The sequence below is a fragment of the Streptomyces sp. NPDC002690 genome, from assembly GCF_053592415.1.
In genome coordinates, this window is record NZ_JBSFVR010000694.1 from 1 (window position 1) to 1,640 (window position 1,640).

The window sequence follows — 1,640 nt, forward strand, 5'->3', positions numbered from 1 at the left end:
TCGCGGCGTGGTGGGGCGGCGGAGGGTGTTGCCGGGTTGGTGGCGGAGTTGGAGGCCGCCGGGGCGGTGGTGGAGGTGGTGGCTTGCGACGTGTCTGACCGTGATGCGGTTCGGGGGTTGGTCGCTTCGGTGCCGGAGGGTTTCGAGCTGTGTGGTGTGGTCCATGCGGCCGGTGTGCTGGACGACGGTGTGATCAGTTCCCTGACCCCCGCACGCCTGGATCGGGTGTTGGCCGCGAAGGCGGACGCCGCCTGGTACCTGCACGAGGCGACCGCGCACCTCGGCCTGTCCCTGTTCGCCATGGTTTCCTCGCTGTCCGGTGTGCTGGGTGCTCCGGGCCAGGCGAACTACGCGGCGGCGAACACGTTCCTGGACGGGTTGGCGGTGTGGCGGCGTGCGCGGGGTCTGGTCGGGCAGTCGGTGTCCTGGGGCCTGTGGGCCGCTGGTGACAGCGATGGTATGGGTGGTCGGCTCGATGCCGAGGCGACGGCGCGGATCGGGGCCGGTGGTGTGCTGCCGTTGTCCCGGAAGCAGGCGGTGGAGCTGTTCGACGCCGCGCTGTCCGGTGGGGCCGCGCATCTGGTGGGTGCGTGGTGGGACCTGGCGGTGCTGCGACGGCTTGCCAGGGACGGTGAACTGGCCCCGGCACTGAGCGGGCTGGTACCGGCCACGCGTCGTACGGCCGCAGTCGGCGAGTCGGTGTCGCAGCTGGAGTCCCGGCTGCGTGCCGTCGACGCGGCGGGCAGGCGGCGGATTCTGATCGATCTGGTCGCCTCGGCCGTCGCCGCTGTGCTCGGGTACGCCGACGCGGCGGCCGTCGGTCCGGCCGTGGCGTTCAAGGACCTCGGCCTGGACTCGCTCGGCGGGATCAACGTCCGCAACCGCCTGCAGACGGCCTCCGGCGTAACGCTGCCGGCCTCGCTGGTGTTCGACTACCCGAACCCGACCGTGCTGGCGGAGTTCCTGCTGGACCGGCTGATGCCCGACGGCAAGGCGGTACTCACCGCCGCGGCGACCCCGGTCCGGGCCGTGCCCGTGGACTCGGACCCGGTCGTGGTCGTGGGTATGGGCTGCCGTTATCCCGGTGGTGTGGCCTCGCCGGAGGGGCTGTGGGAGTTGGTGCGTTCCGGTGGGGACGGCATCGGGGATTTCCCGGGGGATCGTGGCTGGGACGTCGATGGGTTGTTCGACCCGGACCCGGACGCGCTGGGTAAGACTTATGTGCGGCGTGGTGGGTTCCTGGCGGATGTTGCGGGGTTCGATGCCGGGTTCTTCGGGATTTCGCCGGCCGAGGCGGTGGCGATGGATCCGCAGCAGCGTTTGATGCTGGAGGTGTCCTGGGAGGCGTTCGAGCGGGCGGGCATCGATCCGTTGGGTCTGCGGGGTTCGCGGACCGGTGTCTTCGCGGGCGTCATGTCTCGCGATTACGACCGGGTCGGCGGCACCGGGGAGAACGGCGGCGACGGGACCGAGGGCTTCGGCACCGGCGTGATGGGCTCGGTGGTCTCCGGTCGGCTTTCCTACGTCTTGGGTCTGGAAGGTCCCGCGGTCAGCGTTGACACGGCGTGTTCGTCGTCGTTGGTGACGATCCATCTGGCGGCGCAGGCTTTGCGGGGTGGTGAGTGTGATCTGGCGGTGGC

Annotated in this window: 1 protein-coding gene; it reads left to right on the plus strand. The window is 70.5% G+C overall.

Annotated elements, in window-relative coordinates:
- Positions 1–39 precede the first annotated feature (39 nt).
- Positions 40–1,640, plus strand: a 1,601-nt coding sequence (locus ACWD3D_RS36780) for a beta-ketoacyl synthase N-terminal-like domain-containing protein (RefSeq protein WP_451464982.1), incomplete at its 3' end; no start/stop codon positions are given.